Source organism: Caballeronia mineralivorans PML1(12) (assembly GCF_001028175.1).
GTDB lineage: Bacteria > Pseudomonadota > Gammaproteobacteria > Burkholderiales > Burkholderiaceae > Caballeronia > Caballeronia mineralivorans.
On the sequence record NZ_AEJF01000194.1, the window covers coordinates 42,676 to 57,076 of the forward strand.

The 14,401-nt window shown below is 59.3% G+C and carries 8 protein-coding genes; 4 read left to right on the forward strand and 4 right to left on the reverse strand.

Going from position 1 to position 14,401, the window contains the following annotated elements; translation table 11 throughout:
• Positions 1-10 precede the first annotated feature (10 nt).
• From folD to fixL, 3 genes are all read right to left on the reverse strand, one after another.
• The gene (gene folD, locus EOS_RS33180) at positions 11-874 is read right to left on the reverse strand and encodes a bifunctional methylenetetrahydrofolate dehydrogenase/methenyltetrahydrofolate cyclohydrolase FolD (protein ID WP_047896441.1); all 864 of its coding nucleotides are present in this window, start codon (positions 872-874) and stop codon (positions 11-13) included.
• A 300-nt stretch (positions 875-1,174) separates the two neighbouring features.
• Positions 1,175-1,822: an oxygen response regulator transcription factor FixJ gene (gene fixJ, locus EOS_RS33185; RefSeq protein ID WP_047896442.1), complete on the reverse strand. Its 648-nt coding sequence runs from the start codon at positions 1,820-1,822 to the stop codon at positions 1,175-1,177.
• The gene (gene fixL, locus EOS_RS33190) at positions 1,819-4,347 is read right to left on the reverse strand and encodes an oxygen sensor histidine kinase FixL (protein ID WP_047896443.1); all 2,529 of its coding nucleotides are present in this window, start codon (positions 4,345-4,347) and stop codon (positions 1,819-1,821) included. Before fixL ends, fixJ begins: the two co-directional genes overlap by 4 nt.
• A 306-nt stretch (positions 4,348-4,653) precedes the next feature.
• Here fixL and aceE point away from each other — a divergent pair, with 306 nt between their 5' ends.
• The 3 genes from aceE to lpdA all read left to right on the forward strand — a co-directional run bounded on the left by aceE (position 4,654) and on the right by lpdA (position 11,383).
• The gene (aceE, locus tag EOS_RS33195) at positions 4,654-7,353 is read left to right on the forward strand and encodes a pyruvate dehydrogenase (acetyl-transferring), homodimeric type (protein ID WP_047896444.1); all 2,700 of its coding nucleotides are present in this window, start codon (positions 4,654-4,656) and stop codon (positions 7,351-7,353) included.
• An 87-nt stretch (positions 7,354-7,440) separates the two neighbouring features.
• Positions 7,441-9,075, forward strand: a complete 1,635-nt coding sequence (aceF, locus tag EOS_RS33200) for a dihydrolipoyllysine-residue acetyltransferase (RefSeq protein ID WP_047896445.1) — start codon at positions 7,441-7,443, stop codon at positions 9,073-9,075.
• A gap of 217 nt (positions 9,076-9,292) precedes the next feature.
• Positions 9,293-11,383: a dihydrolipoyl dehydrogenase gene (gene lpdA, locus EOS_RS33205; protein ID WP_075645428.1), complete on the forward strand. Its 2,091-nt coding sequence runs from the start codon at positions 9,293-9,295 to the stop codon at positions 11,381-11,383.
• A 216-nt stretch (positions 11,384-11,599) separates the two neighbouring features.
• Here the strand turns inward: lpdA and EOS_RS33210 are convergent, their stop codons facing one another.
• A complete protein-coding gene (locus EOS_RS33210) occupies positions 11,600-12,172 on the reverse strand; it encodes a phasin family protein (protein ID WP_047896446.1) in 573 nt (190 codons plus the stop codon).
• 956 nt (positions 12,173-13,128) lie between these two features.
• Here EOS_RS33210 and pbpG point away from each other — a divergent pair.
• Positions 13,129-14,325 (forward strand): D-alanyl-D-alanine endopeptidase, encoded by a 1,197-nt coding sequence (gene pbpG / locus EOS_RS33215; RefSeq protein WP_047896447.1) that lies wholly within the window; start codon positions 13,129-13,131, stop codon positions 14,323-14,325.
• Positions 14,326-14,401: the final 76 nt, after the last annotated feature.

Genomic DNA, 14,401 nt, shown 5'->3' on the forward strand with positions numbered 1-14,401 from the left:
TGCCTTGCCTTTAATCCCGGTCCTGCTGCATCGCACGTTCGGCGGCTTCGATGGTATTCACCAGCAGCATGGTGATGGTCATCGGCCCGACGCCGCCCGGCACGGGAGTGATGAAACCGGCCACTTCCTTCACGCCCGCGAAATCCACATCGCCGCAGAGTTTGCCGTTGTCGTCGCGATTCATGCCCACGTCGATCACCGTTGCACCCGGTTTGACCATGTCGGCAATCAGGATGTTGCGCCGGCCGGTTGCCGCGACGACGACATCCGCGTTGCGCGTCAGCGCAGCCAGATCGCGCGTTTTGCTGTGCGTGATGGTGACCGTGGCGCCGGCTTCGAGCAGCAGCATGGCCATCGGCTTGCCGACGATATTCGAGCGTCCGATCACCACCGCATTCGCGCCTTCCAGCGCAATATTGTGCGCTTCGAACATCTTCATGACGCCATAGGGCGTGCACGGCCGGAACAGCGGTTTGCCGGTCATCAGCGCGCCCGCGTTCTCGACGTTAAAGCCGTCCACGTCCTTGGCCGGAGCGATGGCTTCGATGACCTTGTGGCTGTCGATGTGTTTCGGCAGCGGCAGTTGCACGAGGATTCCGTGCACGTTCGGATCGTTGTTCAGGTCGTCGAGCCGTGTCAGCAATTCGCTTTCAGTCAGCGTGGCGGGAAAGCGGTCGAAGACGGAATGCAGGCCGTTGTCCTGGCAGGCTTTCACTTTGTTGCGAACGTAGACCTCGCTGGCCGGATTGTCGCCGACGAGGATGACTGCGAGGCCGGGTTGCTGGCCACGCGCGGTCAGGGCGGCGGCGCGTGCGGCGACATCGGCGCGAAGAGTCTTGGAGAGGGCGTTGCCGTCGATGATTTGGGCAGTCATAGGAGGTCTGGGCGGGAGAAAGCCCGCTGCTTTTCTTGAGGGCGCAGGGTCGCAGGAGGCCTGTTTGCGCCGGTGGGGCGCGGCTTTGCGGTCGGTCTTGAATTATACCGGACGGGGTGATTGCTGGCGCTTCAGGGCAATTCTGCTGGGGGCAGAATCCAGCGTGTGAAACTCTGGTGCGAACGCAACGAAACCTTGGCCGCTGGCAGAACCCGGCCAAACCCGAGCGCCCGCGAACTGCCCGCTGACTATGCCGGGAGAACCAACCCCCCGGCATGCCAGCGAGAAAAGCTAAAAGGCTTACTGAGCCTGCTGCGCCTGCGGCTTATTGGAAAGCGCAAGCCGGAGCAAATCGGCGACGGTATTCACGGAGAGCTTCTCCATGATGTTCGCGCGATGCGCCTCGACCGTCTTGATACTGATCCCGAGATCATCGGCGATTTGCTTATTGAGGCGCCCGGCGATAATCCGCTCCAGCACCTGGTGTTCCCGCGCTGTCAGCTTACCCAGCCGTTCAGCCGCAGCACGTTGCTGCTGCACGCTCGAACTTTCGGTACGCGCCTTATCCAGCATGCGTTCGACCAACTTTCGCAGCTCGGCTTCATCGAACGGCTTCTCGATGAAATCCATCGCGCCTTTCTTCATGGTCGACACGGCCATCGGCACGTCGCCGTGACCCGTGACGAAGATGATCGGCAGTAGCGAATTCTCCGCGATCAGCCTCTCCTGCAATTCGAGACCACTCATGCCGGACATTCGCACGTCGAGTATCAGGCACGAGATCGCGCCGGAATGGGCGATCGGGAGGTACGCATCGAGGTACGCTTCCGCGCTCGCAAAACACGAGACGCGGTAGCCATTGGCTTCAAGCAGCCAGCGCAAAGAATCACGCACGGCCTCATCGTCGTCGACGACAAACACCGTTTCCTGAGTGGTGACTGTGCTCATAGCTCTCCCGTAACAGTTTGTTGTGTGGGTTGGTGACTGAGAACTTCCGGTCCGCTATTACCCGGACCATCGGCTTCTCCGATTGGCAAACTGCAATGGAATGTGGCGCCCGTCACGTTGCCCGAGGCATCGATATTGTTCACCACCCAAAGACGTCCACGATGCGATTCAATGATCGATCGGCAAATGTTCAACCCCATGCCCATACCGTCGGACTTGGTGCTGTAGAAAGGCTCGAACAGGCGCTCAGCCGTAGCTTCGTCCACGCCCGGTCCCTGATCCACCACGCTCACGCAGACAAAGCCGCCGTCCACGCGCTGCACGATCACGCGGATCACAGGATCGGCGGCGTTCGGCTTGGCGTCGTGCATGGCTTCGGCTGCGTTTTTCAGCAGGTTCACGAGCACTTGTTCGATCAACACCGGATCCACATGGATCACGGGCATGCGCGAGCGGATTTCAGTGAGAATGCGGATCTTGCGTTTGCGCGCTTCGATTTCGGCCAGACCGACCGCATCGGCGACGATATCGGCAACACGCGTGGGTTGGCGTTTCGGTTCGCTGCGCTTCACGAATTCGCGAATGCGCTTGATGATCATGCCCGCGCGCACCGCTTGCTGCGCTGTTTTTTCGAGCACGGGCAAGAGCGCGTCCTGCGTCATGCGGCCGGATTTCACCAGCGCGACGCAACCCGAACAGTAATTATTGATCGCGGCCAAAGGCTGATTCAGTTCGTGCGCCAGCGATGACGCCATTTCGCCCATCGTCATCAAACGGCTCGTGAACTGCAGCTTTTCTTCCTGCTGATCGGCGAGTTCCTGTGCTTGCTTGCGCGTGGTGATGTCGGTCGCGATCTGCATCTGCGCGAGATGGCCGTCCACCCATTGAATGTACTGGCGACGCACTTCGAACCATTTCTGAATGCCTTCTACATACACTTCCTGCGCGTCCGATGTGCTTTCGGTCAATGCAGTAGCGGGGAGGCCGGCGTAGGTATCGACCATATCGATGGAATCGGACGACGCCTGTGCCGTATCGAAACCCGCACCCGCGAGTTCCAGATGACCGTCCGGACGAATGCCGAACAAGTGCCGGTAATAGCGATTCGCGAACAGCAGTTCGGCTTCGTCGGCGGCGAGCACGGACACGGCGGCGTCGAGGCTTTCCAGCACGGTCGTGAACCGTTCATGCGCGGCGGCGAGATCTTCGCGGGCGCGGCGTGGTTCGGTGATATCCGTCATCGACGACATCCAGCCCGTCTGCCGTCCCGAACTGTCGATAAGCGGCGAGACATAAAGCCGCGCGTGGAAGAACGAACCGTCCTTGCGGCGCACGCGCAATTCGAAACCGGACGAGGGCGCTTTGCCGCGCAAGGTCATGTCGAGTTGCCGCTGCATTTCCGGGTAGGCGTCTTTCGGCCAGTATGGAAACGGCGCCACTTTGCCGACGAGATCGCTTTCATCCCAGCCGGTCATCCGGCAAAACGCCGGATTCACGTGGGTGATTCGGCCGTGCATGTCGAGCACGCGCATGCCGATCAGCACAGAATTTTCCATCGCGCGGCGGAAGAACGCTTCGGCGTAGAGCGCTTGTTGCGCCTCGAAGCGTTGCCGCGTGTGTTTCCAGAGACTCCACAAGCTCCACAACACAAAACACGACAAGCCGGCGACGAGCCAGACGAGCGTGTTATTGGTGAAATTCGTGAGTTGCGGATACGAATAAACGCGTACCGATACCCCTTGTCCTGGTGGATCGAGCGGCAGATCGTAGAACATGTCGCGCGGCAGGCGCGGCCGGCTCGAGGTCGTCGCGAGCTCGCGATTGTTCAGATCGGTGATGGAAATCTTGTACTTCGCGGAGAGCTCGCCGGGAATGTCGTGCTTGAGAATGCCTTCGATTGAAAACACCGCCGCTATGGAGCCGAGAAACTCGCGGTCGCGATAAACCGGCGTCTGCAACGTGATGTAGCCGTTGCCAAGGTCGTCGTAGAGAAGCGGGGAGTAGATCTGGCGGCGGGTGGTGCGGGCTTCGTCGAAGGCGGCCTGGACGGCGTCGTCCATTTGCGCGTCGGTGGGTTTGGCCAGCCGGGAGCCCAGCACGGGCAGCGGCGTATTCGGCCAGCGCGGCTTGTGCTGCGCCGTGTACCAGTTCATGTAGAGGATCTCGGGATGCCCCTGCATGATGTCGCCGGTGGAACTCTGGAACGACTGCGGGTCGCCGTGACCGCTCGCAATGTCGCGCGCCAATGCCTGAATCTGTTCCTGCGCACCAGTCATGGAAAGCCGGATTTGCTGCTGCGCCCAAGCGACGTTACGGTAGAGCGTGTCTTCCTGCTGCTGCTGCTCGCGCCGGTTGAGACTCCACAAAATCAGGCTCATCACGACCAGAAAAACCAGGATCGAGATAAGCGGGGTCAGCAAGTACGAGTTTGACCACCACGGTCCGTGGTGCCAGCGGGTCGGCGCCGTGTCGTTAAGTTTCTTCGACGAACGCGCCGAGCGTGCGAAAAGCCGTTCGGTCAACATGCGCGCAATTGTAACGCAGCGCCCGGCTGTTAAATGGCGTAAAAAGACGGGAAAAGGCCTGCTATTGATCGCAAGGACACCAAACGTCTATCAAAAAGTCCTTATCCCACGGTGCATTGCAGCATTTTTCCGCATTATGAGATTGACTCTCATGATTCGAAAAATTGCTTGCACTACCGTTCGGAGCCTCTTTAGAATTGCCGCACGCGCGCTTGTCCCTCATTGTTTTCCGCGATTGTGTCTTGCGGATGGCTTAAAGGCTCGCGTCGTCTGTTCACAGAGCGTTCCTCAAATCAGGAGACGAGCATGTCCGCTGTACCCGACGAAGTGATGAAATATGTCGCCAACGCCAAGGACGACGAAGATCCCCAGGAAACCGCTGAGTGGCTAGAAGCCCTCGACGGCGTGATTTCGGCAGTAGGCCCGGATCGCGCGCATTACCTGATCGAAAAGCAGATCGAATTCGCCCGCGTGCACGGCGAACACCTGCCGTTCTCTGCCAACACCCCGTACATCAACACCATTCCGGTCGCCGCCCAGTCGAAGATTCCCGGCGACCAGGACATCGAGCACAAGATCCGCTCGTACACGCGCTGGAACGCCATCGCCATGGTGCTGCGCGCCGGCAAGGACACGAACGTGGGCGGGCATATTGCTTCGTTCGCGTCGGCGGCCACGTTGTATGACGTCGGTTTCAACCATTTCTGGCACGCACCGTCCCCCGAACACGGCGGTGATCTCGTGTTCGTGCAGGGCCATTCGTCGCCTGGCGTGTACGCACGTGCGTTCCTGCTCGGCCGCCTGAAAGCGAGCCAGCTCGATAACTTCCGCCAGGAAGTGGGCGGCGAAGGCATTTCGTCGTATCCGCATCCGTGGCTGATGCCGGACTTCTGGCAGTTCCCGACCGTGTCCATGGGCCTCGGCCCGATCATGGCGATCTATCAGGCGCGTTTCATGAAGTACTTGGACGCGCGCGGCATCATCAAGGCAGGCAGCCGCAAGGTCTGGGCATTCCTCGGCGACGGCGAAACGGACGAACCGGAATCGCTCGGCGCGATCGGCATGGCCGGCCGTGAACGGCTCGACAACCTCGTCTTCGTGATCAACTGCAACCTGCAGCGTCTTGACGGCCCGGTGCGCGGCAACGGCAAGATCATCCAGGAACTCGAAAGCGAATTCCGCGGCGCCGGCTGGAACGTGATCAAGGTGGTGTGGGGCAGCCGCTGGGACTCGCTGTTCGCCCGCGATAAAACCGGTGCACTGATGCGCCGGATGATGGAAGTCGTCGACGGCGAATATCAGACCTACAAGTCGGAGTCGGGCGCCTACGTGCGCGAGCATTTCTTCAACACGCCGGAACTCAAGGCGATGGTGGCGGAATGGTCCGATGAAGACATCTGGAACCTGAATCGCGGCGGCCATGATCCGCACAAAATTTACGCGGCATACACGGAAGCATCGAAGACGAAGGGTCAGCCGACCGTCATCCTCGCCAAGACCATCAAGGGTTACGGCATGGGCGAAGCCGGTCAGGCGATGAACATCACCCACCAGCAGAAGAAGCTTCATACCGATCAGCTGATGAAATTCCGCGATCAGTTCAAGCTGCCGATCCCCGACGACCAGATCGCCGACGTGCCGTACCTGACGTTCGAAGAAGGTTCGAAGGAACTCGAGTACATGCGCGCTCGCCGCCAGGACCTTGGCGGTTATCTGCCGGCTCGCCGTCAGAAGGCCGAGTCGCTGCCGGTGCCGGATCTGTCGGCGTTTGAACCGGTGCTCAAGGGCACGGGTCCGGGCCGCGAAATCTCCACGACCATGGCGTTCGTGCGGATTCTCAACATCCTGCTGAAGGACAAGGCGCTCGGCAAACGCATCGTGCCGATCGTGCCGGATGAATCGCGTACCTTCGGTATGGAAGGTTTGTTCCGCCAGATCGGCATCTGGAATCAGGACGGCCAGAAGTATGTGCCGGAAGATTCCGATCAGTTGATGTTCTATCGTGAATCGGAAACCGGTCAGATCCTGCAGGAAGGGATTAATGAAGCCGGCGGGATGTGTGACTGGATCGCGGCTGCGACGTCGTATTCGACGCACAACGAGATCATGATCCCGTTCTACATCTTCTACTCCATGTTCGGCTTCCAGCGTATCGGTGACCTCGCATGGGCCGCAGGTGACATGCGTTCGCGGGGCTTCTTGCTGGGCGGCACGGCTGGACGCACGACACTCAACGGTGAAGGCCTGCAGCACGAAGATGGTCATTCGCTGATGTGGGCGGCCTCGGTGCCGAATTGCGTGAGCTACGACCCGACCTTCGGCTACGAACTCGCGGTGATCATGCAGGACGGTTTGCGTCGCATGGTGGCGGAGCAGGAAGACGTGTATTACTACGTCACGGTGATGAACGAGAACTACGAACACCCGGCGATTCCGCAGGGCGATGGCGTAGCTGCCGACATCATCAAGGGCATGTATTCGTTCCGCAAATCGGACGCCGATGCAAAGGCACCGCGCGTTCAGCTGATGGGCGCGGGCACGATCTTCAATGAAGTGATCGCCGCCGCCGATCTGCTGAAAAACGACTGGAACGTGGCCGCCGATCTCTGGAGCGTCCCGAGCTTTACGGAACTGGCACGCGAAGGCATGGATGTCGATCGCTGGAACCTGCTGCATCCGACGGAAGAGCGTCGTGTCTCGCACGTGACCAAGCTGCTGAAGGACGCGAAGGGTCCGGTGATTGCATCGACGGATTATGTGCGCGCACTCGTCGACCAGATTCGCGGTTATGTGCCGAACAAGTTCGTCGTGCTCGGTACGGATGGCTACGGCCGTTCGGACACGCGCGAAAGACTGCGCCATTTCTTCGAAGTTGACCGCTACTGGGTCACCGTCGCGGCGCTCAATGCGCTGGCCGACGAAGGCACGATCGACCGCAAGCTTGTCGCCGACGCGATCAAGAAGTACGCGCTCGACCCCGCCAAACCCAACCCGATGACGGTTTAACGCATCGGCCCCCGAGTGTTGTTGCGCGAAGTCGCCTTGCCTAAAAGCAGGGCGATTTTCGTGTCGCGACCCAGGAGACAATAAACAATGAGTCAAGCGATCGAAGTCAAGGTGCCGGATATCGGCGATTACACGGACATTCCGGTGATCGAAGTGCTGGTGAAAGTTGGGGACACCGTCGAGAAGGAGCAATCGCTCGTCACGCTCGAATCCGACAAGGCGACCATGGACGTGCCGAGTTCGGCAGCCGGTGTCGTGAAGGAAGTGAAGGTCAAGGTAGGCGACAACGTGTCGGAAGGTGCGTTGATCGTTGTGCTGGAAGCGGCTGAATCGGGCGCGGCTGCTGCGCCCAAGGCTGCTGAAGCGCCTGCCCAAGAGAAGGCCGCTGCGCCGGCCGCGTCTTCGGGTGGTGGATCGGTCGAAGTGAAGGTGCCGGATATTGGCGACTTCAAGGACATTCCGGTCATCGAAGTGAACGTGAAGGTTGGCGACAAGGTCGAGAAGGAGCAATCGCTCGTCACGCTCGAATCCGATAAAGCCACCATGGACGTGCCGTCGCCCGCAGCGGGCACGGTCAAGGAACTCAAGGTCAAGGTTGGCGACAACGTGTCGGAAGGGACGTTGATTCTTGTGCTGGAAGGCGGTGCTGGATCGGCTCCTGCTGCTGCGCCGAAGCAGGAAGCTCCGAAGGCTGCAGCGCCTGAGGAGGCTGCGCCGGCGAAATCCGCGCCGGCTCAGAAAGAAGCACCGTCCGCACTCGCACTCGCACCGGCTATTCCTGCTGGCGAAGGAGCGCGTACATCGAGCCACGCGTCGCCGTCCGTGCGCAAGTTTGCGCGCGAACTGGGCGTCGATGTGTCGAAGGTAACGGGTTCGGGTCACAAGAACCGCATCACGCAAGCCGACGTCACCGCGTTTGTGAAGGGCGTGATGACCGGTCAGGGCAAGGCGCCGGCTGCGGCGGCCGCTGCACCGGCCGGTGGCGGCGAGTTGAACCTGCTGCCGTGGCCAAAGGTCGACTTTACGAAGTTCGGTCCGATCGATCCGCGGCCGCTCTCGCGCATCAAGAAGATTTCGGGCGCGAACCTGCATCGCAACTGGGTGATGATTCCGCACGTCACGAACAACGACGAAGCCGATATCACCGACCTCGAAGCCCTGCGCGTGACGCTGAACAAGGAAAACGAAAAGGCCGGCGTGAAGTTCACCATGCTCGCGTTCGTGATCAAGGCGGTGGTTGCCGCGTTGAAGAAATTCCCGACGTTCAATGCGAGCCTCGACGGCGATAACCTCGTCTTCAAGCAGTATTACCACATCGGTTTTGCCGCCGACACGCCGAACGGTTTGATGGTTCCGGTGATCCGCGATGCCGACAAGAAGGGCCTCGTCGACGTCGCCCGCGAAATGGCCGATCTGTCGAAGGCGGCGCGCGAAGGCAAGCTCAAGCCCGACCAGATGCAAGGCGGATGTTTCTCGATTTCGTCGCTGGGTGGCATCGGTGGGACGCATTTCACGCCGATCATCAATGCGCCTGAAGTGGCAATCCTCGGGTTGTCGCGGGGCGCGATGAAGCCGGTATGGGACGGCAAGGCGTTTGTACCTCGCCTGATTCTGCCTTTGTCGCTGTCTTACGATCATCGGGTTATCGATGGCGCCGAGGCCGCGCGGTTCAATGCCTATCTTTCTGCTGTGCTGGCGGATTTCCGTCGCGTGAGTCTTTGAGGTTTTTGCTTGGCGGGCCGCTCTATTGTGGTCCGCTGACCGCCTCGTTGAACTTGCATTGCACTGCATTTTGCTAGTCGCCCCTCTTGCGGGGCGGCACTTACTTTCTTTGAATTGCCAAAGAAAGTAAGCAAAGAAAGGCAAGTCTGCCGACGGCAGAACCAAGGGCTAGGCTTTGCGTCTTTTGGTTCCGCCCGCTTCCTTCTTAGGGGACAACATGAGTCTCACCGAACTTAAAGTACCCGATATCGGCGATTTCAAAGACGTCGATGTCGTCGAAGTCAGCATCAAACCCGGCGACGCCATCGAAAAAGAACAAGGCGTCCTCACGCTCGAATCGGATAAAGCTTCCATCGAAGTGCCGAGCGATCTCGTGGGTACGGTCAAGGAAGTCAAGATCAAAGCTGGCGATAAAGTCTCGCAGGGCACCGTGATCGCATTGGTGGAAACGGCTGATGCCGGCAGCGAAAAGCCTGCGGCTCCTGCTGAAAAGCCCGCCGCGACCAAGGAAGCCGCTGCTTCCAAGCCTGCTGAACAAAAACCCGCAGGCGGCGGATCGCAAGACGTGAAAGTGCCGGATATCGGCGATTTCACTGACATTCCCGTCATCGAGATCCACGTGAAAGTCGGCGATACGGTCGAGAAGGAACAATCGCTCGTCACGCTCGAATCCGATAAGGCGACCATGGATGTACCGTCGCCCGCAGCGGGCACGGTCAAGGAAATCAAGGTCAAGCTCGGTGATAATGTCTCCGAAGGCTCGGTGATTCTCACGCTCGAAGGCCAGGGCAGCGGCATCAGCCAGGTTGAGGAGAAGCCGAAGGCCGCTGCGTCGCAACCCGCCGAAAAGGCGACGGCCGCGCCCGCGCCGAAGGCCGCTTCGTTCTCAGGTGCCGCCGATATCGAATGCGACATGCTGGTGCTCGGCTCAGGCCCCGGCGGCTATTCCGCCGCCTTCCGCGCAGCCGATCTTGGCATGAACACGGTTCTCGTCGAACGTTATGAAACGCTTGGCGGCGTGTGCCTGAACGTTGGCTGCATTCCGTCGAAAGCCTTGCTTCACGCTGCCGCGATCACCGACGCCGCGAAGGATCTCGCGCACCATGGCATTTCCTTCGGTGAACCGACGATCGATCTCGACAAGCTTCGCGACTTCAAGTCGGGCGTCGTCAAGAAGCTGACCGGCGGGCTGGCCGGCATGGCGAAGATGCGCAAGGTTCAGGTGGTGACGGGCGTCGGTAAGTTCGTTGGCCCGAACCACATGGAGATCGAAGGCGAGGGCGGCAAGAAAGTCGTGCAATTCAAGAACGCGATTATCGCGGCGGGTTCGGAGGCCGTGAAGCTGCCGTTCATGCCGGAGGACCCGCGCGTTGTCGACTCGACCGGCGCACTCGAGTTGCGTCAGATTCCCAAGCGCATGCTCGTGGTCGGCGGCGGCATCATCGGGCTGGAAATGGCGACGGTGTATGCGTCATTGGGTGCGGAAATCGATGTCGTCGAAATGCTCGATATCCTGATGGCCGGCGCGGATCGCGACCTCGTGAAGGTGTGGGAGAAGTTCAACGCCAAGCGCTTCGCGAACGTCATGCTCAAGACGAAAACGACCAAGGCGCAAGCGAAGGACGACGGCATCTACGTGAGCTTCGAAGGCGAAAAAGCGCCCGCCGAAGCGCAGCGCTATGACCTCGTGCTCGTGGCTGTCGGACGCAGCCCGAACGGCGGCAAGATTGGTGCGGACAAGGCTGGGGTGGCCGTGTCCGATCGCGGTTTCATCAACGTCGACAAGCAGATGCGTACGAACGTCGAGCATATTTTTGCTATCGGCGATCTGGTCGGCCAGCCGATGCTCGCGCACAAAGCCGTGCATGAAGGCCACGTTGCGGCGGAAGCGGCGCACGGCGAAAAGTCCTACTTCGACGCATTGCAGATCCCGTCGGTGGCCTACACCGATCCCGAAGTGGCGTGGGCCGGCAAGACCGAAGACCAGTGCAAGGCCGAAGGCATCAAGTACGGCAAGGCCACGTTCCCGTGGGCCGCATCGGGCCGGGCGATTGCGAACGGTCGCGACGAAGGTTTCACCAAGCTCATCTTCGACGAAGCAACGCACCGGATCATCGGCGGCGGGATCGTGGGATTGAACGCGGGCGACCTGATCAGCGAAGTGTGTCTCGCGATCGAAATGGGCGCGGACGCGGAGGATATCGGCAAGACGATCCATCCGCACCCGACGCTCGGCGAGTCGATCGGCATGGCGGCCGAACTGTACGAAGGCGTGTGTACGGATTTGCCGCCGCAGCGGAAGAAGTAACGGTTGAGTTGTCGGTAAAAAAAGCGGCGCATTCCGAGAGGAACGCGCCGCTTTTTGCTTTGCCTGCACTATTCAGCGTGCTCAGATCGCGAGCTCCTGGCCGCGATAGCGCGAAAAAAGCCGTTCCAACGTGGGTTGGAACGGCTTTCTCATCCTGCGCGACTGCTACCACAACTACGCCAGGTTCCCCGGCGTTGCCGTGCCAAGCGAATACGCTTAAACAGCCTTCTTGGCGACGCGCGAAGCTTGAGCCGTAGCTTGCGACGCAGCCTTCGTGGCGGCCGTAGCGGCTGCGTTGAAGTTGCTTTCCGCGATCTCGACAGCTTGCTTGCTTGCCTTGTGGATCGTTTCGTACGTGGTGTTGGCGGCGGTGATAGCCGACTTCATCACGGCGACAGCCGTTTCCGAGCCTGCCGGTGCGTTCTTCGCGACGTTTTCGACGAGCGTTTGCACCTTGCGGTTCTGCTCTTCGTACTGCTCTTCAGCGACACGGGCGAATTCAGCTTGCGTCGACGATGCGATTTCATACAGATGACGGCCATACGACAGCGCCTTTTCTGCGACCGGCTGAGCCAGGCTGGCTTGCAGTGCGAGCAGCTCTTGCGCATCTTTCACCGACAACGCGCGCTGCGCGTTTTCCTGGCTTTCGGCCAGCGTCGACTTCACCACTTGCAGGTTCAGCTCGAGCAGCTTTTCCATGCCTTCGAATGCCTTGTTCGTCAGGCCGAAGAGGGTGTCGAACTGAGCTTTATTAGCGGCGGCGAATTGTTCCGGGGTCAAAAGGGTCATATCACGCTCCTGAAAAAGTCGACCCATCATCAGCGCGGGTCGTGGGTTTTGGCGGCGCCCGGAAATCCGGAAACCGTATGAGGCGATCAGCGGTTGGTGCGTCGCAACATGGAACCTATTCTAGGCATATTCCGATAGATGTCAAGCATATTTTTGTGCGACGCAACATTGTACGATCGCTTATTAAACAAAGGTTTACGAGTGAACTTCGGTGTAGTGGAACTACATTTCGAGATAAGCTGCACCAGCTTGGGGCGGAGCACGCAAACGCTTCCGACTTACCGATCCCGGTTCCAGAAAAGTGGAATTTCATTTCGAATGAGAGCTTTTTATAGTGACCGTTTCATGTTGCCGCTGCCGGCTGGCCACCAGTTTCCGATGCAAAAATATTACCTTCTTCGTGAGCGGGGGCACCCATCATTCAACTTGCCGCCGTTGCATACGCCGCCAGACGCAGCGCAACGGTGCCCGGCACGCACTTTTCGGCGAAATTCATTTGAAACGGTTTGAAACTCAGTAAACCAAATGTGTTAACCCGACGTTAACATTCCAGATCGACCGATTTCGTTAAAGTTTGTGTGAACAAAAACTTTCGAAGCCGGTCGAAATGCCGGTCGAGAATCGGCATGTCTTGCCGAAAAGCATCGTTTCCTGTCGCCGCCCACGCCATTAGTGAAATTTTTGTCTTGAGGAAGGGATCAAAACCCCACCCTTAAGTCTTACCAACTATTGCCGATATCACGTGATAGCCAGAGTCGGGCAACAGCGTGTGGCAGTCAAAAACGATTGCGGCATCGGCGATGATTTTTTACGATCGGAACTCCGAACTTGTTCGTTCCCATAAATCGCGGCTTACAAAGCGGTTTAAGTAGTGCGGATAAGTGCTTAATATTGCTAATTTTTCGAAGCTTTACTACACTGGCGACACTCTCTCGCCGGTCCAGAACAGAACACTAATGAAAACCGAAATGTTTTCGTCGCTCAGGGTGATCCACGGCGTTGCGGTCCGCACCGCGCTGTCGGTCGCCGTGTCGGTGGCGCTCGCGACGTCTTTCGCGGTCGCACCGGTCGACGCTTTTGCCAAGACCACAACCTCGAAATCCACCAAGAAACTGGCCAAGGGCGCCGCCGCGGCGCCGCAAGCTAAAACCGTCAAGTCATCGAAAGTGTCGGCGCGCTCAGCCAAGGCGGCCAAGCTTGCTCCCGTCGCCGCTGCGCAAGACGAAGAGGTGCCGCGCGCCGCGCGCCGGCATCGCGTAAGTTACCGGATGGACGCGCACGGCCGCCGTGCTGCAGTGCGTTCGGTGGCTTTCCAGCCGCGCCAGCCGACCGTCGGCCAGGCTTTCGGCCTGCACGAAACGCCCGACAGCCTCGCGCTGCGCTCGAGTGTCGCGTACGTGGTGGACCAGAATACGGCGGAAACGCTATTCGATAAAAACTCGCGTGCCGTCGTGCCCATCGCTTCGATCACCAAGCTGATGACTGCCATGATCGTGCTCGACTCGAAGGCGCCGCTGACCGAAGACATCACCGTCACCGACGAAGATCGCGACTACGAGAAATTCACGGGTTCGCGTCTTTCGGTCGGCTCTGAGCTCAACCGCGAAGACATGCTGCATATCGCGCTGATGGCATCGGAAAATCGCGCGGCCGCGGCGTTGTCGCGTTATTACCCGAATGGGCGTGCTGGCTTTATCGCTGCAATGAACGCCAAAGCGAAGATGCTCGGCATGACCGATACGCACTTCGAGAATTCGACCGGGTTGACGAGCCAGAATGTTTCGAGTGCCCGCGATCTCGTGAAGATGGTGAACGCAGCCTATCAATATCCGCTGATTCGCAAGTTCTCGACCGATCGCAGCTATGACGTGTTTACCGGCAAGCGCAATCTGGCCTACAACAGCACGAATGCGCTGATCCGGAATCCGAGCTGGGAAATCGGCTTGCAGAAGACCGGTTTCATTAACGAAGCAGGCGAATGCATGGTGATGCAGACGACCATTCATGGCCGTCCGGTCGTGATGGTCTTGCTGGATTCGTCGGGCAAGTATTCGCGTTTTGCCGATGCCGGCCGTTTGCGCGGTTTCCTCGAGACCGAAACCGCGGGCGAGCCGCATATCACCAGCGCCGATGCCGGCGGTGGCGGTACCTGAGGATCGTTTGAGTATTCGCGAGTATTAGGATTAAAGAACATTAAAAAAGCCGGCTTGATCGTTTCGATCAAGCCGG

What these genes read in the sequence shown, in the direction of transcription:
- folD (WP_047896441.1), bottom strand. Translation starts at nt 874, where the DNA reads ATGACTGCCCAAATCATCGACGGCAACGCCCTCTCCAAGACTCTTCGC.
- lpdA (WP_075645428.1), top strand. Translation starts at nt 9,293, where the DNA reads ATGAGTCTCACCGAACTTAAAGTACCCGATATCGGCGATTTCAAAGAC.
- pbpG (WP_047896447.1), top strand. Translation starts at nt 13,129, where the DNA reads ATGAAAACCGAAATGTTTTCGTCGCTCAGGGTGATCCACGGCGTTGCG.
- fixJ (WP_047896442.1), bottom strand. Translation starts at nt 1,822, where the DNA reads ATGAGCACAGTCACCACTCAGGAAACGGTGTTTGTCGTCGACGACGAT.
- EOS_RS33210 (WP_047896446.1), bottom strand. Translation starts at nt 12,172, where the DNA reads ATGACCCTTTTGACCCCGGAACAATTCGCCGCCGCTAATAAAGCTCAG.
- aceE (WP_047896444.1), top strand. Translation starts at nt 4,654, where the DNA reads ATGTCCGCTGTACCCGACGAAGTGATGAAATATGTCGCCAACGCCAAG.
- fixL (WP_047896443.1), bottom strand. Translation starts at nt 4,347, where the DNA reads ATGTTGACCGAACGGCTTTTCGCACGCTCGGCGCGTTCGTCGAAGAAA.
- aceF (WP_047896445.1), top strand. Translation starts at nt 7,441, where the DNA reads ATGAGTCAAGCGATCGAAGTCAAGGTGCCGGATATCGGCGATTACACG.